Source organism: Streptomyces sp. NRRL F-5755 (assembly GCF_001279365.1).
Taxonomy (GTDB): domain Bacteria; phylum Actinomycetota; class Actinomycetes; order Streptomycetales; family Streptomycetaceae; genus Streptomyces; species Streptomyces rimosus.
This window is the reverse complement of sequence record NZ_LGCW01000291.1, coordinates 27,081-50,160: the sequence shown is the minus strand read 5'-3', so window position 1 is coordinate 50,160 and position 23,080 is coordinate 27,081. Positions and strand designations below refer to the sequence as shown.

General features: G+C 70.7%; 28 protein-coding genes, 5 tRNA genes and 1 pseudogene. 22 read left to right on the top strand and 12 right to left on the bottom strand.

Annotated features, from left to right (window positions below; translation table 11 throughout):
• The 4 genes and pseudogenes from ADK86_RS30775 to ADK86_RS30760 all read right to left on the bottom strand — a co-directional run.
• A partial coding sequence (locus ADK86_RS30775) for a GTP-binding protein (RefSeq protein WP_030602879.1) occupies positions 1-321 on the bottom strand: 321 nt, incomplete at its 3' end.
• Positions 302-712, bottom strand: coding sequence for a DUF742 domain-containing protein (locus ADK86_RS30770; protein WP_053699545.1), 411 nt, complete (start codon positions 710-712; stop codon positions 302-304). The genes ADK86_RS30770 and ADK86_RS30775, both read right to left, overlap by 20 nt.
• A 97-nt stretch (positions 713-809) precedes the next feature.
• A pseudogene (locus ADK86_RS30765) lies at positions 810-1,233 on the bottom strand (roadblock/LC7 domain-containing protein).
• 9 nt (positions 1,234-1,242) lie between these two features.
• Entirely contained in the window at positions 1,243-4,983 is a 3,741-nt protein-coding gene (locus ADK86_RS30760; RefSeq protein WP_053699544.1) for a nitrate- and nitrite sensing domain-containing protein, read from the bottom strand.
• Positions 4,984-5,594: 611 nt separating this feature from the next.
• Between ADK86_RS30760 and ADK86_RS30755 the strand changes: the two genes are divergently transcribed.
• The 3 genes from ADK86_RS30755 to gltX all read left to right on the top strand — a co-directional run bounded on the left by ADK86_RS30755 (position 5,595) and on the right by gltX (position 8,146).
• Complete coding sequence (locus ADK86_RS30755; protein WP_078952364.1) at positions 5,595-5,828, top strand: hypothetical protein; 234 nt, start codon at positions 5,595-5,597, stop codon at positions 5,826-5,828.
• Positions 5,829-5,913: 85 nt separating this feature from the next.
• Positions 5,914-6,675, top strand: a complete 762-nt coding sequence (locus ADK86_RS30750; RefSeq protein ID WP_053699542.1) for a fumarylacetoacetate hydrolase family protein — start codon at positions 5,914-5,916, stop codon at positions 6,673-6,675.
• Positions 6,668-8,146 carry a glutamate--tRNA ligase gene (gltX, locus tag ADK86_RS30745; protein ID WP_053699541.1) on the top strand — a complete coding sequence of 493 codons (1,479 nt, stop codon included), beginning with the start codon at positions 6,668-6,670 and terminating at the stop codon, positions 8,144-8,146. The genes ADK86_RS30750 and gltX overlap by 8 nt, the downstream gene beginning before the upstream one ends.
• 80 nt (positions 8,147-8,226) lie before the next feature.
• Here gltX and ADK86_RS30740 read toward each other — a convergent pair whose 3' ends face one another.
• Together ADK86_RS30740 and ADK86_RS30735 are read right to left on the bottom strand one after the other, a co-directional pair.
• Positions 8,227-8,562, bottom strand: coding sequence for a DUF6247 family protein (locus tag ADK86_RS30740; RefSeq protein WP_053699540.1), 336 nt, complete (start codon positions 8,560-8,562; stop codon positions 8,227-8,229).
• Positions 8,563-8,707: 145 nt separating this feature from the next.
• Complete coding sequence (locus ADK86_RS30735) at positions 8,708-9,007, bottom strand: hypothetical protein (protein ID WP_053699549.1); 300 nt, start codon at positions 9,005-9,007, stop codon at positions 8,708-8,710.
• 143 nt (positions 9,008-9,150) lie between these two features.
• On the opposite strand from ADK86_RS30735, the gene ADK86_RS30730 reads away from it, so the two are divergent.
• Genes ADK86_RS30730 through ADK86_RS30720 form a run of 4 tightly spaced genes read left to right on the top strand, consistent with a single transcriptional unit; the run spans position 9,151 to position 10,596 of the window.
• Positions 9,151-9,999 carry a helix-turn-helix domain-containing protein gene (locus ADK86_RS30730; RefSeq protein WP_053699548.1) on the top strand — a complete coding sequence of 283 codons (849 nt, stop codon included), beginning with the start codon at positions 9,151-9,153 and terminating at the stop codon, positions 9,997-9,999.
• Between the two features lie 11 nt (positions 10,000-10,010).
• Entirely contained in the window at positions 10,011-10,208 is a 198-nt protein-coding gene (locus tag ADK86_RS41555; RefSeq protein ID WP_078952363.1) for a DUF397 domain-containing protein, read from the top strand.
• Positions 10,209-10,216: 8 nt separating this feature from the next.
• Positions 10,217-10,405 carry a DUF397 domain-containing protein gene (locus ADK86_RS30725; RefSeq protein WP_053699539.1) on the top strand — a complete coding sequence of 63 codons (189 nt, stop codon included), beginning with the start codon at positions 10,217-10,219 and terminating at the stop codon, positions 10,403-10,405.
• Positions 10,402-10,596 (top strand): DUF397 domain-containing protein, encoded by a 195-nt coding sequence (locus ADK86_RS30720; RefSeq protein ID WP_053699538.1) that lies wholly within the window; start codon positions 10,402-10,404, stop codon positions 10,594-10,596. Before ADK86_RS30725 ends, ADK86_RS30720 begins: the two co-directional genes overlap by 4 nt.
• Positions 10,597-10,675: 79 nt before the next feature.
• Here ADK86_RS30720 and ADK86_RS30715 read toward each other — a convergent pair whose 3' ends face one another.
• The gene (locus tag ADK86_RS30715; protein WP_159394001.1) at positions 10,676-10,966 is read right to left on the bottom strand and encodes a hypothetical protein; all 291 of its coding nucleotides are present in this window, start codon (positions 10,964-10,966) and stop codon (positions 10,676-10,678) included.
• A 131-nt stretch (positions 10,967-11,097) separates the two neighbouring features.
• Between ADK86_RS30715 and ADK86_RS30710 the strand changes: the two genes are divergently transcribed.
• The 6 genes from ADK86_RS30710 to ADK86_RS30685 all read left to right on the top strand — a co-directional run bounded on the left by ADK86_RS30710 (position 11,098) and on the right by ADK86_RS30685 (position 12,428).
• Positions 11,098-11,823 carry an HAD family hydrolase gene (locus tag ADK86_RS30710; RefSeq protein WP_053699536.1) on the top strand — a complete coding sequence of 242 codons (726 nt, stop codon included), beginning with the start codon at positions 11,098-11,100 and terminating at the stop codon, positions 11,821-11,823.
• An 87-nt stretch (positions 11,824-11,910) separates the two neighbouring features.
• A tRNA-Gln gene (locus ADK86_RS30705) sits at positions 11,911-11,982 on the top strand.
• Positions 11,983-12,021: 39 nt separating this feature from the next.
• Positions 12,022-12,094 (top strand) — tRNA-Glu (locus ADK86_RS30700).
• A gap of 63 nt (positions 12,095-12,157) precedes the next feature.
• Positions 12,158-12,230, top strand: a tRNA-Glu gene (locus ADK86_RS30695).
• Between the two features lie 16 nt (positions 12,231-12,246).
• Positions 12,247-12,318 (top strand) — tRNA-Gln (locus tag ADK86_RS30690).
• A gap of 37 nt (positions 12,319-12,355) precedes the next feature.
• Positions 12,356-12,428: transfer RNA gene (locus ADK86_RS30685), tRNA-Glu, on the top strand.
• Positions 12,429-12,488: 60 nt separating this feature from the next.
• On the opposite strand, the gene ADK86_RS30680 is transcribed toward ADK86_RS30685, so the two are convergent.
• On the bottom strand, positions 12,489-13,136 hold the full coding sequence (locus ADK86_RS30680) for a MerR family transcriptional regulator (protein WP_199834504.1): 648 nt from the start codon (positions 13,134-13,136) through the stop codon (positions 12,489-12,491).
• 84 nt (positions 13,137-13,220) lie between these two features.
• Between ADK86_RS30680 and ADK86_RS30675 the strand changes: the two genes are divergently transcribed.
• Complete coding sequence (locus ADK86_RS30675) at positions 13,221-13,700, top strand: DUF4188 domain-containing protein (protein ID WP_053699534.1); 480 nt, start codon at positions 13,221-13,223, stop codon at positions 13,698-13,700.
• A gap of 96 nt (positions 13,701-13,796) precedes the next feature.
• On the opposite strand, the gene ndgR is transcribed toward ADK86_RS30675, so the two are convergent.
• Entirely contained in the window at positions 13,797-14,513 is a 717-nt protein-coding gene (gene ndgR / locus ADK86_RS30670) for an IclR family transcriptional regulator NdgR (RefSeq protein WP_003984709.1), read from the bottom strand.
• Positions 14,514-14,685: 172 nt separating this feature from the next.
• Here ndgR and leuC point away from each other — a divergent pair, with 172 nt between their 5' ends.
• The 5 genes from leuC to ADK86_RS30645 all read left to right on the top strand — a co-directional run bounded on the left by leuC (position 14,686) and on the right by ADK86_RS30645 (position 18,293).
• Entirely contained in the window at positions 14,686-16,116 is a 1,431-nt protein-coding gene (gene leuC / locus ADK86_RS30665) for a 3-isopropylmalate dehydratase large subunit (protein WP_053699533.1), read from the top strand.
• A gap of 3 nt (positions 16,117-16,119) precedes the next feature.
• Complete coding sequence (gene leuD / locus ADK86_RS30660) at positions 16,120-16,713, top strand: 3-isopropylmalate dehydratase small subunit (RefSeq protein WP_053699532.1); 594 nt, start codon at positions 16,120-16,122, stop codon at positions 16,711-16,713.
• 135 nt (positions 16,714-16,848) lie between these two features.
• A complete protein-coding gene (locus tag ADK86_RS30655; protein ID WP_003984706.1) occupies positions 16,849-17,094 on the top strand; it encodes a hypothetical protein in 246 nt (81 codons plus the stop codon).
• Positions 17,095-17,219: 125 nt separating this feature from the next.
• Positions 17,220-17,933 carry an HU family DNA-binding protein gene (locus ADK86_RS30650; protein ID WP_053699531.1) on the top strand — a complete coding sequence of 238 codons (714 nt, stop codon included), beginning with the start codon at positions 17,220-17,222 and terminating at the stop codon, positions 17,931-17,933.
• Between the two features lie 138 nt (positions 17,934-18,071).
• A complete protein-coding gene (locus ADK86_RS30645) occupies positions 18,072-18,293 on the top strand; it encodes a hypothetical protein (RefSeq protein WP_053699530.1) in 222 nt (73 codons plus the stop codon).
• Here the strand turns inward: ADK86_RS30645 and cofC are convergent.
• Entirely contained in the window at positions 18,274-18,960 is a 687-nt protein-coding gene (gene cofC, locus ADK86_RS30640) for a 2-phospho-L-lactate guanylyltransferase (RefSeq protein ID WP_053699529.1), read from the bottom strand. The two genes, ADK86_RS30645 and cofC, sit on opposite strands and share 20 nt — an antisense overlap.
• A gap of 140 nt (positions 18,961-19,100) precedes the next feature.
• On the opposite strand from cofC, the gene ADK86_RS30635 reads away from it, so the two are divergent.
• The 3 genes from ADK86_RS30635 (at position 19,101) to ADK86_RS30625 (ending at position 22,169) form a co-directional block, all read left to right on the top strand.
• Complete coding sequence (locus ADK86_RS30635) at positions 19,101-19,931, top strand: lysophospholipid acyltransferase family protein (RefSeq protein WP_030376199.1); 831 nt, start codon at positions 19,101-19,103, stop codon at positions 19,929-19,931.
• Positions 19,928-20,929 (top strand): NAD(P)H-dependent glycerol-3-phosphate dehydrogenase, encoded by a 1,002-nt coding sequence (locus tag ADK86_RS30630; protein ID WP_053699528.1) that lies wholly within the window; start codon positions 19,928-19,930, stop codon positions 20,927-20,929. Before ADK86_RS30635 ends, ADK86_RS30630 begins: the two co-directional genes overlap by 4 nt.
• A gap of 97 nt (positions 20,930-21,026) precedes the next feature.
• Complete coding sequence (locus ADK86_RS30625) at positions 21,027-22,169, top strand: D-alanine--D-alanine ligase family protein (RefSeq protein WP_053699527.1); 1,143 nt, start codon at positions 21,027-21,029, stop codon at positions 22,167-22,169.
• 38 nt (positions 22,170-22,207) lie between these two features.
• Here the strand turns inward: ADK86_RS30625 and ADK86_RS30620 are convergent, their stop codons facing one another.
• Positions 22,208-22,699, bottom strand: a complete 492-nt coding sequence (locus tag ADK86_RS30620) for a DUF3515 domain-containing protein (protein ID WP_053699526.1) — start codon at positions 22,697-22,699, stop codon at positions 22,208-22,210.
• A gap of 8 nt (positions 22,700-22,707) precedes the next feature.
• Positions 22,708-22,941, bottom strand: coding sequence for an Lrp/AsnC family transcriptional regulator (locus ADK86_RS30615; RefSeq protein WP_003984698.1), 234 nt, complete (start codon positions 22,939-22,941; stop codon positions 22,708-22,710).
• Positions 22,942-23,080 lie beyond the last annotated feature (139 nt).

Sequence of the window (23,080 nt, the reverse complement as noted above, 5' to 3'; positions counted from 1 at the left end):
GTCGTCCCACATGAACCAGAAGCGGTCCTGGCCGGGGGTGCCGAACAGGTACAGGATCAGGTCCTGGTCCAGCGTGATACGGCCGAAGTCCATCGCCACGGTCGTCGTGGTCTTGTCCTGGACATGGCTCAGGTCGTCGATCCCCGCCGAGGCGGAGGTCATCACGGCCTCCGTGCGCAGCGGGTTGATCTCCGAGACGGCCCCGACGAACGTGGTCTTGCCCACGCCGAAGCCGCCCGCCACCACGATCTTCGCGGAGGTGGTGGACCCGCCGCCCTGACCGGCGGCGGGTCCGGCTCCGTCAGAGCTTGCGAAGTCCACTGAGCACCCTTTCCAGCAGCGTCACGTCGGGCGTACCGCCGGCCTCGGTGCTGCCGCCCGGCTGGTGGATCGCCACCATGCCGGCCTCCGCCAGGTCCGCGACCAGGATCCGGGCCACCCCCAGCGGGATGTGCAGCAGCGCCGAGATCTCGGCGACCGACTTCACCTCGCGGGTCAGGTGGCAGATGCGCTGGTGCTCCGGCAGCAGGCCGGGCAGCTGGGACGGGTCGGCGGTCGTGCTGACCAGCGCCTCGATGGCGAGCTGGTAGCGCGGCCGGGTCCGTCCCCCGGTCATGGCGTACGGGCGGACCAGCGGCTGGTCACCTTCGCCCCCGTACGGCGCTTGGCTGTAGGCGCCGTACGGGCCGGGCGAGGCAGGTGGCGGGGTCATGGGGTCCTCCGGACGGGACAACTGACTGTCGTCGGGTTGGGCCGGTGGGGGGTGCGGCACGGTGGTCGGTGGGTCGGGTCGTGACGTTCGGCGGGACTCAGTGCAGCAGGCTGCCCTGGAGCTCGGCGCGCAGGTCGGGCGTGAGCACCGTGGAGCACCGTGCCCGCGCGGTCGACCAGCAGGGCCATCTCGTAACCGACGAGGCCGATGTCGCACTCCGGGTGCGCCAGTACGGCCAGCGACGATCCGTCCGAGATGGACATGATGAAGAGGAAGCCGCGCTCCATCTCCACCACGGTCTGGTTGACCGCGCCGCCCTCGAAGATGCGGGACGCACCGGAGGTCAGCGAGGTCAGCCCGGACGCCACCGCGGCCAGCTGGTCGGCCCGGTCGCGCGGGAAACCCTCGGACATGGCGAGGAGCAGTCCGTCCGCGGAGACCACCACCGTGTGGGACACACCGGGGGTGTTGTCCACGAAGTTGGTGATCAACCAGTTCAGATTCTGCGCCGCCTGGCTCATCGGACTCAACTAACGCTCCTGCTGGTGAGTGGGGTCGACAATGCCGTGGTTGCCGGTGGAGGCGTTCTCCTCGGCCCGGTAACGGCCTTGCTGGATACCCCGGCGAAGGTTGGTCAGACGGCCGCGTACGTCGTCGGGCGCCCGCGAGACCTGCGGACCGGTCTGGTTCGACTGCTGCTGCGCGGTGCCGGCGACCAGATTGGCGCGCGGTACGCGGCGGGGCAGCCCGGAGGTGGTGACGCCGCCCGCGGCGGGCTGGCGGATCTGCTCCGCCTGCCGCCAGCGCTCGTCGTTGGGCGAGGCGCGCCACTGGCCGCGGTCGTCGGCGCCGGCCCCGTTCAGGCTCAGGCCCGCGCCGGACGTACCGCCGGACGCGGCACCGGTCGCGGCGCCCGGCTCGCGGCGCGGCAGCGGCGGCGCCTCGGAGCGCTCCGCCGACGGGGCCGCCGGCTCGTCGGCGGCCTGCTGCGGCACGGAGGCGCCGGACGCCGGGTGGCTGAACCAGTTCGACTCGATGGTGTCGAAGATCGGCGTACGGCCGTCGCCCGGACCGGCCGGCGAACCGCCGCCGAGCAGGTCGCCGGAGCCGTCGGCCGGACGCTCCCGCTCCTGGGACGGCATCGCGAACTCGCCGGTGCCCTGCGGCGACCCGCTCTGCAGGTCGGCGGGCAGGGCGAACTCGCCGGTGGTCCCGGCACCCTGCTGCTGCGGCGCGCCGCCGAAGGCGCTGCCCGCGCTGGCGTCGTACCCGTTGTTCTCGTACGAGCGGTCGCCGAACCCGGCCTCCGGGCGGGCGAACTGCCCGGTGTCGCCGGGACCCTGCGGGGACTCGCTCCGCAGGTCGGCGGGGAGTGCGTACTCACCGGTGGTCTGCTCGCCGTGCTGCGGCGCGCCGGCACCGAAGGCGTCCGGCCGTGCGAACTCGCCGGTGTCACCCGGGCCGCGGCCCTGCGTGCCGTCGGCAGTGGGCGCCGGGGCGTCGAAGTCGGGACGGGCGAACTCGGCCGTGTCGCCGGGGCCGCCGGCCGCCGGACGGGCGAAGGCGCCGGTCTCCGGCTCCTCGTGGCCCCGCGGCCGGTCCTGCTCCTGGCGGGGCGCCATCGGCCAGTCGTCCGCGGCACCGCGCTCGCGGCGGGCGCCCCAGCTCGTGGTGCCGGGCTGCGGGGCGCCACCGGCGGTGTCGGCACCGCCGGTCAGCTCCGCGGCGGCACCGCGCTGCGGCAGCTGCGGGCGCTCGTCCTGGCGGGGCGCGCCGGTGGGCGGCGCAACCGCCGGCATCTGGGAGGTGTCACCGGCACCCGCGCCCGCGTTCGCGCCGGCCGGCGCGCCACGGGTCGGCAGCGCCGGACGTCCGTCGCTCAGCTGACCCGCGCCGCTCTTCGCGGGGCCGGCGGGCGCGTTGTTGCCCGTACGGCCGCCCGGGGCGCCGAACGCGCCGGCACCCGGACCGCCCTGGCCACCGGGGCCGCCCGGACCGCCGCGGCCCGGCAGCGCCGGACGCGCGCCGCCCGCGCCGACCTGGCCGCGCGGCTGGAGGCCGGCGAGGCGGTTGGCGGAGGCGTTCGGGGTGCTGGGCTTGCCCTCGCCGTGCCCGGCGCCCGGAACGCCCTTGCCCGGCTGCGGCTTCTTGCCGCCCTGGGCGACATCGACCGGCAGCATGACCAGCGCCGTCGTACCGCCCGAGTCGGACGGCCGCAGCTGGATGCGGATGCCGTGCCGCAGCGACAGGCGGCCGACCACGAACAGACCCATGCGGCGGGAGACCGAGACGTCCACCGTCGGCGGGCTGGCCAGCCGCTCGTTGATCGCGGACAGGTCCTCGGGCGACAGGCCGATGCCGGTGTCGTGGATCTCGACCAGGACGCGGCCGTCGGGCAGCGCGTGACCGGTCACCTTGACCTTGGTCTGCGGCGAGGAGAAGGAGGTGGCGTTCTCCAGCAGCTCGGCGAGGAGGTGGACGAGGTCGTTGACGACCCGGCCGGCGACCTCGGTCTGCGGGACCGCGCTCAGTTCGATGCGCTCGTACTGCTCCACCTCGGAGGCGGCGGCGCGCAGCACGTCGACCAGCGGGACCGGGCGCGTCCAGCGGCGGCCCGGCTCCTCGCCCGCGAGGACGAGGAGGTTCTCGCCGTTACGGCGCATACGGGTCGCGAGGTGGTCCAGCTTGAACAGCGAGGACAGCTGGTCCGGGTCGGCCTCGCGGGACTCCAGTTCGGAGATCAGCGACAGCTGGCGCTGGATCAGGCCCTGGCTGCGGCGCAAGAGGTTGGTGAACATCGCGTTGACGTTGCCCCGCAGCAGCGCCTGCTCGGACGCCAGCCGGACGGCTTCGCGGTGCACGTCGTCGAACGCCGCGGCCACCTTGCCGATCTCGTCGCGGCTGTGCACACCGACCGACTCCACGGAGGTGTCCACGTCCTGCGGGTCCGGCTCGGACAGCTGCTTGACCAGCTCGGGCAGGCGCTCCTGGGAGACCTTCTGGGCGGTGTCCTGGAGGCGGCGCAGCGAGCGCACCATGGACCGGGACACGACGAACGCGCCGACCAGCGAGATGCCGAGGACCAGCAGGATCAGCGCACCGTTGATGATCGCTTCGCGCGTCGCGTCGTTGCGCAGCTCGCGGGATGTCTGCTCCATCTGCGAGAGCAGCGAGCTCTCGATCTTCGACATCTCTTCGATCTTGACGGTGTCGGTGTCGTACCAGTCGAGGTACTTGTAGTCCTCGCTCTGGATGCCGTTGTCGTTGGTAAACGCCCGGTGCGCGAAGGCGACGGCCGCCTTGATGTCGTCGTTGTTGCCGTCCAGGCCCTTGGTGAGGTCGCTGGCGCCCTCGGAGATCTGGGAGAAGCGGTCGCGGGCCGCCTTCTCGTTGTCCTCGGCGGTACGGCCGGCCAGCCGGTCGTTGGGGGACAGCTGCGCGCCGCCCTTGTGCGCGAGACCGGCGCTGACGATCGCGCGCTGCATCGACGCGTACTCCTTGGCGGAGGAGAACGCCGCCAGCGCACGGGTCGAGCGGATCATCTCGGGGTTGCTGGTCGCCTGCGCCATGTCCTGGGACAGCGCGAGCAACGAGGTGATCAGCTGGTTGTAGCTGCTGACCGTACGGGCCGAGTTGTCGGCGTCCTTGTACGCGTTGTTGCGGATCTCGTTGAGCGTGTTGAGCTGACGCCCGATGTCCAGCAGGGTCGCCTGCACACCGGCCATCGCCGGGTCGTCGCGCTGGACGCTGCCGGTGGCCTTGTTGAACGCCAGCTTCGCGCGGTCGGTGGCCTCGCGCGGCGCGACGACGTTGGCGTCGTCCTTGACGTTGCCGCTGCCCACGATCGGACCGGCCGACTTGTCCCGCTCGACCTGGAGCGCGTCGGCCAGCTCGGTGGCCTGCCGCGTCATCTCGGTGAGCAGCTGCATCTTGTCGAGCTGGTCGATGTTCTCCAGCGACGTGTTGATGCGCATGCCGCCCAGCGTGGTCGCGGCGATGACGGGGAGCGCCAGCAGGGAGACCAGGCGGGTGCTGATGCGCCAGTTGCGCATGGCGATGCGCGCCCCGGGGCCGCTCGGCTCCTTGGCGTCCTTGGCCGGCTTGGGCGCGGCGCCGTCGGCGGAGTCGCCGCCGGCCGCCGGGCCGGTGCCCGGGCCATGCTGGGGCGAGGAGGCGCGGTCGCTTTTGCCGCGCAGCTCCGGGTCCGCCGCAGCTTCCCCTTGGCCCTGGCGGGCCTGGGGAGACCCATCCCTCTTGAAACGTCCCTGCACTAGCGTCGCAACCTCTGGACCAGGCGTCCCTCCGCGTCAACGGCGGGACGGTTGTCGAGTCGTAGGGGCCGGGGCCCCCGTTTGGCGGTCGTGAGTGACCGGCGAGCTGCCCCCTCTGGCCGAGAGAGCGGCACCACCGCGCGGCGCTTCGCTGCGCCCCCTGCGCGCCGTCCGGCGGATACCTGCGGCGGTCCGTGGAATTCCAGCACAGTGCCGGATCTCCAACAAGGGCGGTGCGGCCCTATGGGACATGCGTGACGCAATGTACGGGACGCGTCACCGCACGTAGAGAGTGGCGCGGCCGATAACGGACTTATGCCCGCGAGTCGCTCACGCGTGTCCCCTGTCCCAGGTGCGGTGATCGGGAGCGGAACATGGGCTTCAATCCAGCAATGTCCGTTTCGCCCGTGGTTGTTGATCATGGGAAATGCGGCATTTGTCACACACTTCGTGAGCAAACTCACAGGCGCCCGGTCGACTTTCCCGAAGCGCCGCGGGGAATAGCGCGCATAGCCTGACGCTTTACACAGTTGCCCGAAATGACAAGGCCGCAATCCCGGAACTTTCCCGGGCGGCCCTGTTTCCCGACGTCCCTACGCGAGGCCCGAGCAGTGAAGACCACGATGATGTTCCGCAACATAGCCAACCCGCGGCGCACCACCCTCGCGCATCTCAAGGATGCCGACGAGCTGCGGAGCGCCACGGCCGAGGTGCCGGAGCACGCCGTCGAACTGCCCACGCAGACCGCCAACCCGCGCCGCACCGTCCTGAAGGTCGCCCCCGCGCCGCACACCGTGCCCGCGCAGGCCGCCGCGCCGGACGAGACCGTGGACGCGGCCGTATAACAAAGGGGACGCGGGCCGGCCGCGCCCCCGCGATAGCCTGGAGTGTCAACTCCGGCCAGTGATCAATGAGGGGCAGCGGCAACCCGTGCGCATCGCCAGATTCTCCATCGACGGCAACGTCGGCTTCGGCGTCCTCGACGGCGACGAGATCGACGTCATCAAGGGACACCCTTTCGCGGAATTCGAGCGCTCGGGCCACAAGGTCCCCTTGGACAAGGTCCGCCTGCTGCCCCCGGTCCTGCCCAACAAGGTCGTCGCGGTCGGCCGCAACTACGCCGAACACGCACGCGAGCTGGGCCACGAGGTCCCGGATGTGCCGGTCACCTTCTTCAAGCCCTCCACCTCGGTGATCGGCCCCGGCGACCCGGTGCAGTACCCCTCCTTCTCCCAGGAGGTCCACCACGAGGCGGAGCTCGCCGTCGTCATCGGCCGGATGTGCCGCGAGGTCCCGCGCGAGCGCGTCAAGGACGTCATCCTCGGCTACACCTGCGCCAACGACATCACCGCGCGCGACGTACAGCAGCGCGAGTCCCAGTGGGCGCGGGCCAAGGGCTTCGACACCTCCTGCCCGCTCGGCCCCTGGGTCGAGACGGAGCTGGACCCGGGCGACCTGACGATCATGTGCACCGTCAACGGCGAACAGCGCCAGCTCGGCCGCACCAGCGAGATGGTGCGCTCCGTCGAGGACCTGATCGTGCACATCACCGAGGCGATGACGCTGCTCCCCGGCGACGTCGTCCTCACGGGCACCCCGGCCGGGGTCGGCCCCCTCCAGGACGGCGACGAGGTCGCCGTCCACATCGAAGGCATCGGCACTCTCACCAACAAGGTGATCAAGCGTGGCTAACGCGACCCCCGTCCGCGTCCGTTTCTGTCCCTCCCCGACCGGCAACCCCCACGTGGGCCTGGTCCGCACCGCCCTGTTCAACTGGGCCTTCGCCCGGCACACCCAGGGCACCATGGTCTTCCGCATCGAGGACACCGACGCGGCCCGCGACTCCGAGGAGTCCTACAACCAGCTGCTCGACTCGATGCGCTGGCTGGGCCTGGACTGGGACGAGGGCCCCGAGATCGGCGGCCCCCACGCGCCGTACCGGCAGTCCCAGCGCATGGACCTCTACAAGGACGTCGCGCAGAAGCTGCTCGACGCCGGCCACGCGTACAAGTGCTACTGCTCCACCGAGGAGCTGGACGCCCGCCGCGAGGCCGCCCGCGCCGCCGGCAAGCCCTCCGGGTACGACGGCAAGTGCCGCGCCCTGACCGCCGACGAGATCACCGCGTACGAGGCCGAGGGCCGCGAGCCGATCGTCCGCTTCCGGATGCCGGACGAGCCGATCACCTTCACCGACCTGGTCCGCGGCGAGCTGACCTTCACCCCGGAGAACGTGCCCGACTACGGCATCCTCCGCGCCAACGGTGCCCCCCTCTACACGCTCGTCAACCCGGTCGACGACGCCCTGATGGAGATCACCCACGTCCTGCGCGGCGAGGACCTGCTCTCCTCCACCCCCCGCCAGGTGGCCCTGTACAAGGCTTTGATCGACCTGGGCATCGCCAAGTCGATCCCCCTCTTCGGCCACCTCCCGTACGTCATGGGCGAGGGCAACAAGAAGCTCTCCAAGCGCGACCCGCAGGCGTCCCTCAACCTCTACCGCGAGCGCGGTTTCCTCCCCGAGGGCCTCCTGAACTACCTCTCCCTCCTCGGCTGGTCCTTCTCCGCCGACCAGGACGTCTTCTCCATCGACGAGATGGTCGCGGCCTTCGACATCGCCGACGTCAACGCCAACCCGGCCCGCTTCGACCTGAAGAAGGCCGAGGCGATCAACGCCGACCACATCCGCCGCCTCGACCCGAAGGCGTTCGCCGAGGCGTGCCGCCCCTGGCTCCAGGCCCCCCACGCCAACTGGGACCCGGCCGACTTCGACGAGGCCGCCTGGCAGGCCATCGCCCCCCACGCGCAGACCCGCCTGACGGTCCTCTCCGACATCACCGCCAACGTCGACTTCCTCTTCCGCAAGGAGCCGGTCGAGGACGAGGCGTCCTGGACCAAGGCGATGAAGGGCGACCCGGTGGCCCTCCTCACCACCGCCCGCGAAAACCTCTCGGCCGCCGACTGGTCCAGCGCCGACTCCCTCAAGCAGGCCGTCCTGGCGGCAGGCGAGACCCACGGCCTCAAACTCGGCAAGGCCCAGGCCCCGGTCCGCGTAGCCGTAACCGGCCGCACGGTCGGCCTCCCGCTCTTCGAGTCCCTGGAAATCCTGGGCAAGGAACGGACGCTGGCGCGCATCGACGCGGCGCTGGCGAAGCTGGGCGCGTAGGCGCGCGGCTGTCACGTTGTACGCCGAAGGGGCGGCCACCGGGTGTCGGTGGCCGCCCCTTCGTATGTGGCGGGGGTGGGTCACGCGGTCACCGGCCCGACGTTGATGGGATGGTTCTCGGCGTCGTACGCGTTGCCCTCGGCGTCCCAGAAGACCATGCCTTCCGTGTCCCCTTCCGCCAGGCGCTTGGCCATCTGCTCCACCTGATCCAGGTAGCCGGGCGTCGCGCACGCGCACGCGAAGGGGAACCACTTGTCGACGACCCGGTCCAGCTCCGCACGATCGAAATCCGCCGCCGCGCTGAGCCAGTCCTGCTCGAAGTACTGCAGCCAGTCCGGGCGCCGCTGCAACGCCGTGCGGATGGCGTCCGGAGTCCGCTCGCAGGCGGTCCGATCCACTTCGATTTCTCTGTCCATGGCCGGCGACCTCCGGTACGTGTAGGCAAGGCGGGACCCACGGTAGGCGGCGGCGGGGCACGCATCCAGGAGATCCGGGCTTCCGTGTCCCGACGGACGTGTCATGACCGGTGACGATCGAATCGTTCCGTTCCGCCCGGCACCCTCAGGCTCCCGGCCATACGACGCTCCCCACCACGCCCGGCCGCAACGAGGCGAACCGGGCCGCGCGCTCCGGCGCCGTCACCGACATCCGAAAGCCGCAGCCCACGGCGGCAACATCCGCCCGCCCGTCCTCATAGGCGAGCCCCCATGCAGCGACCCGCGCGTCCCGCAGCCCGCCGACGGCATACTCCTCGACGACGGCGAAGAGACGGGGCGCGCTGGCGTCGACCAGATCCTGGATCTCTTGGGCGAAGCCTTCGGGAGGGTCGGGGAGGGGTGGGGGTGGGGATACGGTGGTCATGAAGTCTCCCATCAGCGTGAGGAGTTGACGACTCAACGCTAGCCACCCCGTGATAGTTCTATCCCTGAATCGCTGATAGTCCTCGCTTATTCACTGGTGTGAGGTACGCCTTGCACGCGCGTCCACTGAGAGGGGTGGCTTTGATGGCAGCCACGCCGCCAACATTGCGGCAGCGCCGCTTGGGCGCCGAGCTGCGCAAACTGCGGGAACAGGCCGGGCTGACATCGACAGAGGCGGCGGCCAGGGTCGGCATCCAGCAGGCCCGCATGAGCATGATCGAGGCCGGGCGTTACGGGGTGAGCGCAGACCGGGTACGGGCCATGGCCCGCTGCTATGCGTGTGACGATGCCGCGCTGGTCGAAGCTCTGGGGAGCATGACGGGGCGGCGGGGGCGTGGCTGGTGGGACGAGTACCGGGAGTTGCTGCCCGTGTCACTTGTCGAGGTGGCGGAGCTGGAACATGACGCCAGGGCGTTGCGGGTCGCTGTCCTGGTGGCCATGCCGGGCCTCTTGCAGACGGCGGAGCACGCTCGCGCGTCGTACGGCCAGAACGTGCCCGCTCTCCGGCCGTATGAGATCGAGCACCACGTGGCTTTCCGCATCAGGCGCCAAGGCGTCCTGGGCGGGAGCTCGCCCTTGCCCTATACGGCGATCATCCACGAGGCCGTGCTGCGTATGGGAGTGGGTGGCGCAGATGTCGTGCGGGCCCAGTTGCATCACCTGATCGAGATGGGGGAGCAAGAACACGTGAACGTTCTGGCGATTCCCTTCGAGCGCGCAGGATTCCCGGCGGCCGGCCAGCCGATCACCTATGCCTGCGGGCCAACGCCGCAGCTCGACACGGTGCTGCTGGACTCCGATCACGGTTGCGAGCTTCTCTTTGCGGAGGCACAGCTCGCTCGGTACCGGACGGTGCTGGACCGCATGGAGCGCTGCGCCCTCAGCCCAGCCGAAAGCAGCGCATTCATCCACAAGATCGCCAAAAGTCTGTGAGTGGCCTGACGATGTACGCCTATCGGTGGCAGAAGTCTTCCTACAGCAACGCAGGGGCGAACTGTCTGCACGTTGCGACCTCCCCCGACGGCAGTCTGCGAATACGAGAGAGCGACGATCCGGAGGTGATCTTGTCGATCGCCCGCGGCGGTTTGGCTGCGTTCTTGGCAGCAGTCAAGGACGATGGTGAACAAGTCGTGAAGGAGTAGGGCCCAGCATGTCCCGCCTGACCTGGCAGAAGTCCTCGTACAGCAACGCGGCGGTGAATTGCGTGAACGTCGCCGCCGCGCCCGACGGCACCGTACGCCTCCGGGAGAGCGATGATCCGGAGGTGATCCTGTCGACCACCCGTGAGGGCCTGGCCGGACTCGTGGCCGTGATCAAGGGGAGGCGAGGCGCAGCATGACCTGGCAGAAGTCCTCGTACAGTAACGAGGGCGTGAACTGCCTGAATGTCGCCGCCGCCCCCGACGGCACCCTTCGCCTCCGCGAGAGCGACGCTCCGGAGACGGTCCTCCCGGTCACCCGCGACGGCCTCGCCGCGTTCCTGGTCGCGATCAAAGGGCATGGGGCGCGCCCGCCCGTACGTAACCGCTGAGCCCGCTCGGGGCCCGGCAAGCCGACCACCGGCCCCGGACCCCCACGCCGCCCCCGGCGCGCCCGCGCGCCCCCGCGCCTCAGCACACCTCGACGCGCTTGTACTTGCCCCAGTCGCTGTGGTGCCGGTAGCTCGCGCCGTGCTTCAGCGTGTGGCAGTCGAAGGGGCCGAACGAGCCGACCACGCGGACGCGCATCGTGCGGCCGCAGGTGTTCTCTACGCGGGCTTCCCAGTAGCGGCCCACCACGGTGAAGACGTTGCGCTTGACGCAGGCGGGGGCCGTTCCGTTCGCGGAGGCCGGTGCGGCGGTCACCAGGCTTCCGAAGCTCAGGCCGGCCACGGCCAGGCCCACCACAGCAGCACGTTTCATGTCGATCACTCCCCGTTGAAGCGCGGCGGAGCGCGGACGGCACCCCGGCAAGGTGACAGGATGCCATGCCATTGACGTGCGCAGGCCAAAACCCCGGATCTCGCGCCACCCACCCCGGTACGGTCGATTCCATGACCATCGATGCCGTTCTCTGGGACGTGGACGACACCCTCTTCGACTACACGGGATCCGACCGCGCGGGGGCGCTGCGGCACATCGAGGCCGAGGGGCTGCTCGGGGCGTACGCCGACGCGGAGTGCGCGCTCGGGCGGTGGCGGGAGTGCATGGAGGTCGCCTTCGCCCGCTTCCTCGCGGGGGAGGTGGGGTTTCTGGAGCACCGCAGGGAGCGGGCTCGGTCCTTCCTCGGGAAGCCGCTGAGTGATGACGAGGCCGATGCCTGGTTCGGGCGGTACGTCGCGCTCTACGAGGCGGCCTGGACCCTCTTCCCGGACTCCGTCCAGGCCCTCGAAGCGCTCGCCCCGCTGGCCCGGCAGGGCGTGCTGTCGAACTCCTCCGTCGCCAATCAGGACCGCAAGCTTCGGGCACTGGGCATACGCGATCACTTCGAGGTGGTGCTGTGCGCCGACGAGGTGGGGTACGCGAAGCCGGCGGCCGGGGCGTTCCGGGCGGCCTGTGATGCGCTGGGGCTGGCGCCGGAGCGGGTCGTCTACGTCGGGGACAGGCTGGACGTGGACGCCATCGGCGCGCGGGACGCCGGGCTGGGCGCGGTGTGGGTGGACCGGGCCGGGGAGCGGGGCGAGGTGCCGGACGGTGTGACGCGGATCGGGGGGCTGGCCGAGCTGCCCGCGCTGGTGCGCGGCCTTATCGGTTTTGGAGCGTCGTCCACCTTCGGGTAATGTTCTTTCTGCGCCGCCCGGGCGGGCCGAAAGGCCGGGCCGGGAAGCGCAAGCCGAACAGGACTCCCGCAGGGAGTTGAGTTCTGGTGGGCTATGGTGTAATTGGCAGCACGACTGATTCTGGTTCAGTTAGTCTAGGTTCGAGTCCTGGTAGCCCAGCAAGAGATCTTCTCAAGGTCTCTTGATCGCGCAGTGCAAGCCCCCGTTGTGTAGCGGCCTAGCACGCCGCCCTCTCAAGGCGGTAGCGCCGGTTCGAATCCGGTCGGGGGTACAGATCCTTTCTCTCCGTCGCCTTCGGGTCGCTCCCGGATGCGACGATGCAAGGATCGCTAGGGCCCCCGTTGTGTAGCGGCCTAGCACGCCGCCCTCTCAAGGCGGTAGCGCCGGTTCGAATCCGGTCGGGGGTACTGGTCTAAACCACCATGGGCTATGGTGTAATTGGCAGCACGAGTGATTCTGGTTCATTTAGTCTAGGTTCGAGTCCTGGTAGCCCAGCGCGAAACCGCAGGTCAACTGCGGTTCTGCAGAGCGAGCCCCCGTTGTGTAGCGGCCTAGCACGCCGCCCTCTCAAGGCGGTAGCGCCGGTTCGAATCCGGTCGGGGGTACGCATACGGAAGGCCTCTCCCGACAGGGAGGGGCCTTTTCGCATGAGGTCGGCTCCCGGCTCACGCGCCGCTGCCGAAGCGGCGGTGCGACTCCTCCGCCTCCGCGAGCCGCCGCAGGCTCAGCAGCACCGGTTCCAGCAGTACGGTCAGCGCCACCGCGGCCTCCACCTGCTCGGCCGGCGTCTCGTACTCCTCCACCAAGTCCAGGTCGGCGACGGCCAGTTCGCCCGCGATCCGGGCGTACGGCAGCACGTTCTCCGCGGCGTGCGGATAACCGAGCCGGGCGAGCGCGGCCAGGGCGTTCACCAGCATCCCGTACGCGGGGGAGGCCGGCCCCGTCTCCAGCCCGTACCGCCAGCCCAGGCGGCGCAGCAGCTCGTCCGCCGTCCGGCGCGCGGCGGCGGTCTCCGGGGTCTCCGTCTCGGGGCCCGGATCGTGCGGCAGGGCCCAGACGGCCGCGCCGAGGCGCATGTGGTGGTCCAGCGACTCGTCCTCCACCGCGGCCAGCACCTCGCGCGCGGTGGCCACCGGCATCTTCCCGACCTGGACCAGCGCCCGCACCAGGCGCAGCCGGCGCAGATGGGCGTCCCCGTATTCGGCCGTGGTGGCGGTGACCCGCTCGCCCGGCGGGAGCAGCCGTTCCCGCAGGTAGTACTTGATCGTCGCGGTGGGCACCCCGCTGCGTTCGCTCAGTTCCGCCAGTCGCATCCGCTTGCGCCCTTCCTTGGAGAGTGTCACTATCCAAGCATGGATAGTGCCGCTATCCAAAGAATGGAGAGGCAGGAGATCGCCATGGGGGACAAGGTCGTGCCGGGGCGCGCGGTGGCGGACGTCGACGGGGAAGTGGTCGTCTTCATGATCGGAATGCGCATCAACCGGCTCTGGGCGGTGCGCAGTTGGCTGCCGGCGCTGCTCGCGATGCCGCCCATGCTCAAGGAGCTGGCGCGCGATCGGAGTTCGGGGCTGCTCGGGTACCGGGCGCTGGGCGGCGGGCCGCGCCTCTTCGGCGTCGTCCAATACTGGGAGTCGCGGGAGAAGTTGTACGCGTACGCCTCCGACCCGGACCGGCGGCACCGCCCCGCGTGGGCGGCGTTCAACCGCCGCGCGCGGCGCGGCGGCGGGGGAGTCGGCATCTGGCACGAGACGTACGTCGTGCCGGCGGGCGCGTACAGCACGTTCTACAGCTCGATGCCGCCGACCGGACTCGGTGCCGCGTACGGCGTCACGTCCGGCCGGCGCGGGGCGCGCGGCGCCGCCGTGAGCGTGGCGTAGACGGGGTGCGATACGGCCGACCGGCCGGTGCGGGCGTCGCGTCCGCACCGGCCGGTCGGCGTTCTAGCAGGTCGGCCTGGTTTTCGGCGGGTCGGCTCAGCCCGTACGGCGCAGCGCCTCGCTGAGCCGCGCCGCGGCGTCGATGACCGCCTGGGCGTGCATCCGGCCGGGGTGCCGGGTCAGCCGCTCGATCGGTCCGGAGACCGAGACGGCGGCGACCACGCGGTTCGAAGGGCCGCGTACGGGGGCGGAGACCGAGGCCACGCCCGGCTCGCGCTCGCCGATCGACTGGGCCCAGCCCCGGCGCCGTACGCCGGACAGGGCCGTCGCCGTGAAACGCGCGCCCTGGAGGCCGCGGTGCAGCCGCTCCGGCTCCTCCCAGGCCATCAGGATCTGGGCCGCCGAGCCGGCCTTCATGGGGAGCGTGGAGCCGACCGGGACGGTGTCCCGCAGTCCGGACAGCCGTTCCGCCGCGGCCACGCAGATGCGCATGTCGCCCTGGCGCCGGTAGAGCTGCGCGCTCTCGCCCGTCACATCGCGCAGGTGGGTGAGCACCGGCCCGGCCGTGGCCAGCAGGCGGTCCTCACCGGCCGCCGCGGCCAGCTCGGAGAGCCGCGGGCCGAGGATGAACCGGCCCTGCATGTCCCTGGCCACCATCCGGTGGTGTTCCAGTGCCACGGCCAGCCGGTGGGCCGTGGGCCGTGCGAGCCCGGTCGCCGTGACCAGCCCGGCGAGGGTGGCCGGACCGGACTCCAGAGCGCTCAGTACCAGAGCTGCCTTGTCGAGAACGCCGACGCCGCTAGAGTTGTCCATGCAACGATACTCGCGTCTCACAGTGTGAAACGCAAGTTCAAAGTTCCGGCGAACCCGCCAATCTGTATCCACGGCCCCCGACCAGGGCCCGGCACGACGTCCGGTGCAGGGGGACGGGCGCTGCGCACACAGTCGAGTTGGGCCGGCGATGCGGCCGGCCGGAGGGAAAGCGATGGGACGGACACTCGCGGAGAAGGTCTGGGACGACCACGTCGTCCGGCGCGCGGAAGGCGAGCCCGACCTCCTCTTCATCGATCTGCACCTGCTGCACGAGGTCACCAGCCCGCAGGCGTTCGACGGCCTGCGCAAGGCCGGCCGCTCGGTGCGGCGCACCGACCTGACCATCGCCACCGAGGACCACAACACCCCGACCCTCGACATCGACAAGCCCATCGCCGACCCGGTCTCCCGCACCCAGCTGGAGACGCTGCGCAAGAACTGCGCGGACTTCGGCGTACGGCTGCACCCGCTGGGCGACGTGGAGCAGGGCGTCGTCCACGTGGTGGGACCGCAGTTGGGACTGACCCAGCCGGGCACCACCGTGGTCTGCGGCGACAGCCACACCTCCACCCACGGCGCGTTCGGCGCGCTGGCCTTCGGCATCGGCACCAGCCAGGTCGAGCACGTGCTGGCCACCCAGACGCTGCCGATGGCGCCGTTCAAGACCATGGCCGTCACCGTCGAGGGCGAGCTGCCCGAGAGCGTCACGGCCAAGGACCTGATCCTGGCCGTCATCGCCCGGATCGGCACCGGCGGCGGCCAGGGCTACGTCATCGAGTACCGCGGCGAGGCCATCGAGAAGCTCTCGATGGAGGCCCGGATGACCATCTGCAACATGTCCATCGAGGCGGGCGCCCGGGCCGGGATGATCGCCCCCGACGAGACCACCTTCGCGTACCTGAAGGGGCGCCCGCACGCCCCCGAGGGCGCCGACTGGGACGCCGCCGTCGGGTACTGGAAGACCCTGCGCACCGACGACGACGCGGCCTTCGACCACGAGGTCGTCATCGACGCCGCGGAGCTGGCGCCGTTCGTCACCTGGGGCACCAACCCGGGGCAGGGCGCGCCGCTTTCGGAGCGCGTCCCCGACCCCGCTTCGTACGAAGACGCATCGGAGCGCTACGCCGCCGAAAAGGCCCTGGAATACATGGGGTTGACGGCGGGTCAGCCGCTGCGCGACATCCGGGTGGACACCGTCTTCGTAGGTTCGTGCACCAACGGGCGGATCGAGGATCTGCGCTCCGCGGCCGAGGTCGTGCGGGGCCGCCGGATCGCCGACGGGGTGCGGATGCTCATCGTCCCCGGCTCCGTACGGGTCGCCCTCCAGGCGGTCGAGGAGGGGCTCGACAAGGTCTTCACCGAGGCCGGTGCCGAGTGGCGGCACGCCGGCTGCTCGATGTGCCTGGGCATGAACCCGGACCAGCTGGCCCCCGGCGAGCGCTCCGCCTCCACCTCCAACCGCAACTTCGAGGGACGGCAGGGCAAGGGCGGCCGCACCCACCTGGTCTCGCCCCAGGTCGCCGCCGCAACGGCGGTTCTCGGCCACCTGGCATCGCCGGCCGATCTGTCCGACGCCGACGTACGTACGCCCGCGGGAGTCTGAACCATGGAAGCTTTCACCACGCACACCGGCCGGGCCGTCCCGCTGCGCCGCAGCAACGTGGACACCGACCAGATCATCCCCGCGCACTGGCTCAAGAAGGTCACCCGCGACGGCTTCGAGGACGGGCTCTTCGAGGCGTGGCGCAAGGATCCGCAGTTCGTGCTGAACCAGGAGGCGTACCGGGGCGCGACCGTTCTGGTGGCCGGGCCCGACTTCGGCACCGGCTCCTCGCGCGAGCACGCGGTGTGGGCGCTGCAGAACTACGGCTTCAAGGCTGTCATCTCGTCGCGTTTCGCGGACATCTTCCGGGGCAACTCGCTGAAGAACGGACTGCTGACCGTGGTGCTGCCGCAGGAGACCGTCGAGGCGCTGCAGAAGCTCGCCGAGGCGGACCCCGCGGCCGAGGTCACCGTCGACCTCGTCGGCCGGCAGGTCCGGGCACCGGGCATCACCGCAGGGTTCGAGCTGGACGAGAACGCGCGTTGGCGGCTGCTGGAGGGCCTGGACGACATCAGCCTCACTCTTCGGGAGGAGGAGGCCATCGCCCGGTACGAGGCGAACAGGCCGTCGTTCAAGCCGCGTACGGTAGTAGTCTGACCTCGGGTTTTTTGGCTCAAAGCCTTATTGCGTACGATGCGCCCCTTGCTGGTTGGCAGGGGGCGCATCGGCGTGTGGAGGCGTCTGTTGAGGCCCCGTGAAGCGACAACTCGCCGCAGATGGCACAATTAGCGCATGGAACGCGACGACCAACTCGAGCTCTACGGTCTCGTCGCCGACCGACTCAAGGACGCACACACACGAGTGCGGACACTGCAAGTCCCGGAGGGCGTACGCATGGCGCTGACCCGGAAGCTGCTCGTCATCACGGCGGCGGCGAAACACGATCTGGCGGACGCGGCAAGGCGTCTGGAGTGGTTCATGAACGACCTCGACGAGGGTCGCTTTCCCGAAGACGTGCACGCCGACGGAACTCCGTGAAGGTCGAGTTCGTTGCGGCACAAGGGTGATTAGCCCGTTTCGTGTTTGATTTGCGGTATATATCTGCCTAACGTGCGAAAAGGCTTGAACACTTTCGTTCCAGCAATGTCTCCGAAGGGGAAGACGTGAACAAGGCGCAGCTCGTAGAAGCCATTGCCGACAAGCTCGGCGGCCGTCAGAACGCCGCGGACGCGGTGGACGCGGTACTGGACGCAATCGTCCGTGCAGTTGTCTCCGGCGACCGCGTATCGGTCACCGGTTTCGGTTCGTTCGAGAAGGTGGACCGTCCGGCCCGCTACGCCCGCAACCCGCAGACGGGTGAGCGGGTCCGGGTCAAGAAGACCTCGGTGCCCCGTTTCCGTGCCGGTCAGGGCTTCAAGGACCTGGTCAGCGGCTCGAAGAAGCTCCCGAAGAACGACGTGGCCGTCAAGAAGGCCCCCAAGGGCAGCCTTTCCGGTGGTACTTCCACCCGCTCGACCGTGAAGAAGGCCGCGGCCAAGAAGGCCACCGCCAAGAAGACGGCGACGAAGACCACCGCCGCCGCCAAGAAGGCCACGCCGGCGAAGAAGACGACGGCCGCGGCGAAGAAGGCCACGCCGGCGAAGAAGTCCACCGCCACGGCGAAGAAGGCGACGGCCAAGAAGTCCACGGCCACCGCCAAGAAGGCCACCACGGCGGCGAAGAAGGCCACCCCGGCCAAGAAGGCCACCACCACCGCCAAGAAGGCGACGGCCAAGAAGACCGCGCCCGCGACCAAGGCGACGGCGAAGAAGGCCCCGGCCAAGAAGACCACGGCCCGCAAGACCACCGCCAAGAAGACCACCGCCCGCAAGCGGTAATCAGCAGCGGCGACGCCACGCGTCGGGCCGGACTCCCCCCGGGGAGCCCGGCCCGCGGTGCGTCGTACCCGCGTGTCCCGCGCCCGCACCGGCGCCGTTCGGGGCGATCGGCCCGCGGGCGCCGTTTAGGGTGGCCCCATGCAGGCCACCGCGTACACCTACGACGCCCAGACCCGTTCCGGCAGCGTGCTGCTCGACGACGGCACGCCGCTGCCCTTCGGCGCGGCGGCCTTCGACGCGGGCGGCCTGCGGCTGCTGCGGCCCGGTCAGCGGGTGCGCATCGAGGTCGAGGGCGAGGCCGGCAGCGGTACGGAAACCGACGGGCGCCGCATCGTGCTCGTCACGCTCCAGACGTTCTGACGCCTTCCAGGCCCGCGCGGTCCGGTATCCCCGGCACACAGCGGGCGGTGTACGGCCCCACACCCAGCTCCAGCGCGGCCAGCAGATCCGCGCCGGTGTCCACGTCCCGGCGTACGGATTCGGTGCCCGGCAGCAGGATCTCGTGCGCCCCCGATTCGCGGTGCCGCGCCCGGGACGGCCCCCCGAAAGCGGGCGCCAATTCCACTCCGGGAGCCGCGGACAGCAGCGTCGTACCGATTTTCGCCGCATCCGCGAGAAATGCCCGGGGAAATGCGGCGGCGGCCGTCAGCACCCGGCTCAGTTCCGCCGGGCGCAACGCCGGGAGATCCGCGTTCAGCGCCGCCACGGCGGCCCCGGCGCGCCGCCGGCGCACCTGTGCCGCCCCATGGGCCAGCGCCGCGTTCAAGCCACGGCCCGGAACGTCCGCGAGGACGTGAGCGCCGAGGGCCGCAAGCCGTTCCCCGGCCGTCACATCGTCCGTGACAACCGCCACATCCACGACGTCTTCGCAGGCCAGCACGGCCGTCACGGTGTCCAGCGCGAACGCCAGTGCCAACCGCGGCCGCAGCCGTTCCCCCACCGCCCCGGACAGCCTGCTCTTCGCCCGTACCAGGGGTTTCAGCGGGACGACCAGGCTCCATCCGGCGTCCGCTCCATCACTTCGCATCGCCCTCATTCTCACCTGCCGTCACCGCCATCCGTGAGCGGCGGGGTTACGGTGTTCTCGACATAGCGGGTACCTGGGGCGACACTTGTGCGGCTGCCGGGTCGCAGCAGCTCAGCAGATCCCACAAGGAGGGTGTCCCAGTGTCCCGCCGCAGAATCGGCTTCTGGTACCGCTTGGCCGCGGTCATCTGCAAACCGCCGCTCCTGGTTCTGTTCAAGCGGGACTGGCAGGGAATGGAGCACATTCCCGCCGACGGCGGATTTATCACCGTGGTCAACCACAACTCGTATCTGGACCCGCTGTCGTACGCGCACTACCAGTACAACACCGGCCGGGTCCCGCGATTCCTCGCCAAGTCCGGGCTCTTCAAGGGCGGCTTTGTCGGCGCGGTGATGCGCGGCACCGGCCAGATCCCCGTCTACCGGGAATCCGCCGACGCGGCGGTCGCCTTCCGCGCCGCCGTGGCCGCCATCAACAAGGGCGAATGCGTCGCCTTCTACCCCGAGGGCACCCTCACCCGCGACCCCGACCTGTGGCCCATGCAGGGCAAGACCGGGGCCGCCCGGGTGGCGTTGCTCACCAAGGCGCCGGTCGTCCCGGTGGCCCAGTGGGGCGCCAACGAGGTGATGCCGCCCTACGCCAAGGAGAAGAAGCTGCGTCTTTTCCCGCGCAAGACTCTGCGGGTCAAGGCGGGGGAGCCGGTCGACCTCAGCGAGTTCTACGGCAAGGAGCCGACCGCCGACGTGCTGCGCGCGGTGACCGAGAAGGTCATGGCCGCCGTCACCGAACTGCTGGCCGAACTGCGCGGCGAGCCGGCGCCCGCCGAACCGTACGACCACCGCAAGGACGCCGTCCGGCGCAGCCGGGCCCGCCGCGAGCAGCAGAAGGCCGAGCGGGCGCGCGAGCTGGACGAGCGGGGCGTGAAACTGGACGACCAGGCACCGAAGACACAGGAGGATGAAGGCAAGTGACGCGCTGCGCCGTCTACGGCACGGGGTCCTGGGGCACCGCATTCGCGATGGTGCTCGGCGACGCGGGCTGCGAGGTGACGATGTGGGGCCGCAGAGCGGGCCTGGTCGACGCCATCAACACCGGCCGGACCAACCCCGACTACCTGCCGGACGCACAGCTGCCGGAGTCCGTACGGGCCACCACCGACCCCGCCGAGGCCGCGCACGACGCCGATTTCACCGTCCTGGCCGTCCCCTCCCAGACCCTGCGCGGCAACCTCGCCGAATGGGCCCCGCTGCTGCCCGCCGACACCGTCCTGGTCTCCCTGATGAAGGGCGTCGAACTGGGCACCGCCAAGCGGATGAGCGAGGTCATCGAGGAGGTCGCCAAGGCCCCCGCCGAGCGCGTCGCGGTGCTGACCGGCCCCAACCTCGCCAAGGAGATCGCCGCCCGGCAGCCTGCCGCCGCGGTCGTCGCCTGCGCGGACGAGGCCGTGGCCCGGCGCCTCCAGGCCGCCTGCCACACCCCGTACTTCCGCCCGTACACCAACACCGACGTGGTCGGCGCGGAGCTGGGCGGCGCGGTCAAGAACGTCATCGCGCTGGCGGTCGGCATGGCCGGCGGCATGGGCCTGGGCGACAACGCCAAGGCTTCCCTGATCACCCGCGGCCTCGCCGAAACCACCCGGCTGGGCCTGGCGATGGGCGCCGACGCGCACACCTTCGCCGGGCTCGCCGGCATGGGCGATCTGGTCGCCACCTGCTCCTCGCCGCTCTCCCGCAACAACACCTTCGGGGCCAACCTCGGCCGCGGCATGTCGCTGGAGGAGACCATCGCGGTCACCAAGCAGACCGCCGAGGGCGTCAAGTCCTGCGAGTCGGTACTGGATCTGGCGCGCCGGCACGGCGTCGACATGCCGATCACCGAGACGGTCGTGGACATCGTCCACGAGGGCAAGCCGCCGCTGGTGGCCCTCAAGGAGCTGATGTCGCGCAGCGCCAAGCCCGAGCGCCACTGAGAGCCCCCGCCACGCCCGGCGCCCCGGCGGCTCCGGGCGTGCCGCACCGGCCCGCGGCACCGACTCCCTCTGGGGCAGCAGGTACCCTCAACCCGATATGAGCAGCCAGACCCCTCCCCAGAAGCCCCGCGTCGCCGTCGTGTTCGGTGGCCGCAGCTCCGAACACGCCGTTTCCGTGGTGACCGCGGGCGCCGTGCTGTCGGCCATCGACCGCGAGAAGTACGACGTGCTGCCCATCGGCATCACCGCCGAAGGCCGTTGGGCGCTGACCGCCGACGACCCCGCGCGGATGGTCATCACCGACCGGAAGCTGCCGAGCGTCGCGGAACTGGCCGAGACCGCCGAGGGGGCCGTCCAGCTCCCCGCCGACCCGACCAGCCGTGAGGTCGTCTACAGCGAGCCCGGCTCGGTGCCCAAGGCGCTGGGCGGCGTCGACGTCGTCTTTCCCGTGCTGCACGGCCCGTACGGCGAGGACGGCACGATCCAGGGCCTCCTGGAGCTCTCCGGTGTGCCCTACGTCGGCTCGGGCGTGCTCGCCTCGGCCGCCGGCATGGACAAGGAGTACATGAAGCGGGTGTTCGTCTCCTACGGGCTGCCGGTCGGCCCGTACGAGGTCGTCCGCCCCCGTGAGTGGGAGCAGGCCGACGGCGGCGCCGCCGCCCGTCAGCGGATCGTGGACTTCGCCGCCGAACACGGCTGGCCGATCTTCGTCAAGCCCGCCCGCGCCGGTTCCTCCATGGGCATCAGCAAGGTCGACGACATCTCCGGGCTGGACGCGGCCATCGAGGAGGCCCGCCGCCACGACCCGAAGATCCTGGTGGAGGCCCTGCTGACCGGCCGCGAGATCGAGTGCGGCGTGCTGGAATTCGAGGACGGGCCGCGCGGCAGCCTCCCGGCCGAGATCCCGCCCGTCTCCGACCACACCTTCTACGACTTCGAGGCCAAGTACATCGACTCGGCCACCGGCCTGGTGCCCGCCCCGCTGACCGTGGAGCAGACCGCCGAGGTCCAGGAGCTGGCCGTCCGCGCCTTCGAGGCGCTGTCCTGCGAGGGCCTGGCCCGGGTGGACTTCTTCCTCCAGGACGACGGCACCTACGTCATCAACGAGATCAACACGATGCCCGGCTTCACGCCCATCTCGATGTACCCGCGGATGTGGCAGGAGAGCGGTGTGAGCTACCCGGAGCTGATCGACCGGCTGGTCCGGTCGGCCCTGCGGCGCCCGACGGGCCTGCGCTGAGGCGCCCGGACCGCAGGGACCGCGCCCGGCCGGAGGGCTCAGACTCCGGCCGGGACCGTCTTCTTGACCGCGGCCGCGAGGTCGGTCAGCACATCGACCTCGGGGGCGTACTTCTCCGGGACGCTCACCTCTACGTACGTCTTGCGCAGTACGGTCGTGAAGCGGTACCCGTCGTCCTGCTTCTCGAAGAGCCACTCGACGCCGTTGACTTCCGCCGCGTCCGCACCGGGGTTGTAATGTTCACTTCCAGGCGTCAGCACGGCGGGCTTGTCGACCCCGCAGCGCAGCCGGACGGCGGGATCGCCCCACACGGCGGTGAAGTCCGAGACCGGATCGGCGGTGCCGCGCTCCAGCCCGTCCACGGTCCGCGGCAACTCCTCCTGGAGCGCCCGGCACTGCCGCGCGGACGCGCCCTCGGGCGAGGGGGCGGCGACGGGGACCGAGGACGAGCAGCCCACCGCGGCGAAGCCCACGGTGAGCAGGGCCGGTACGAGCAGCCGGCGCGACGAGGAGATCACCCGGCCGAGCATACGGGGAGCTAGAGATGGACCACCGGGCAGGTCAGGGTGCGGGTGATGCCGTCCACCTGCTGGACCTTGGCGACCACGATGCGGCCGAGCTCGTCGACCGTCTCGGCCTGCGCCCGCACGATCACGTCGTACGGACCGGTGACGTCCTCGGCCTGGAGCACGCCGGGAATCTTGGCGATCACTTCCGCGACGGCCGACGCCTTGCCCACCTCGGTCTGGATCAGGATGTACGCCTGTACCACGGGACCTCCAGGGCGGCTTCGAGGATCATGTGGGAAGAAGGGACGCCACGGTACCGCGTCGGTGCGCGCGCCGGGGAGACCCGCGCCGCCGGGAACGCGTCGTGCGGTACGACCAGGGGCAGCACGGCGGCCGTCCGCC